We start from the raw sequence: 436 nt of genomic DNA, 5'->3' as shown, positions 1-436 counted from the left end.
CGCGACCGACGGTGACCCGCAGGCCTCGGGCGCCAGAGACGCATGGCGTGACCTGCTCGCGGGTCTGACCGAGCCGACCCTGGCGAGCGGCGTGTCACCCGATCACCCCGACGCGCGGCCCGGCACCGAACCCGGCCGGATCGTCGTGAGGGTGCCCGAGGCCGTCACCACGCAACTGCACACGTGCGCCACCGCGCACGGCGCGACGCTCAACTCCGTGGTGACCGCGGCCGTCGCGCTGGTGACCGGCTATCACGCCGGCACCACCGACGTCGTGATCGGGACCACCGTCGCCGGGCGCCCCGGCCACCTCGTCGGGATCGACGAGACCATCGGCCTGTTCCTCAACACCGTGCCGGTGCGGGTCGACATGTCCCCCACCCGTTCGGTCGCGGCCGCGATGGCCTCCATCGGTGAACAACGTGTGGCGATGATG

The 436-nt window shown here is 72.5% G+C and carries 1 protein-coding gene; it reads left to right on the top strand.

The features are described from left to right. On the top strand, nt 1-436 hold a 436-nt coding region (locus CS062_RS25470; protein ID WP_199174387.1), incomplete at both ends, for a condensation domain-containing protein.

This window comes from Roseateles chitinivorans, assembly GCF_002761755.1.
GTDB lineage: Bacteria > Pseudomonadota > Gammaproteobacteria > Burkholderiales > Burkholderiaceae_C > Roseateles > Roseateles chitinivorans.
Note: the sequence above shows the minus strand (reverse complement) of the source record. Positions and strands in the feature narration are given on the sequence as shown.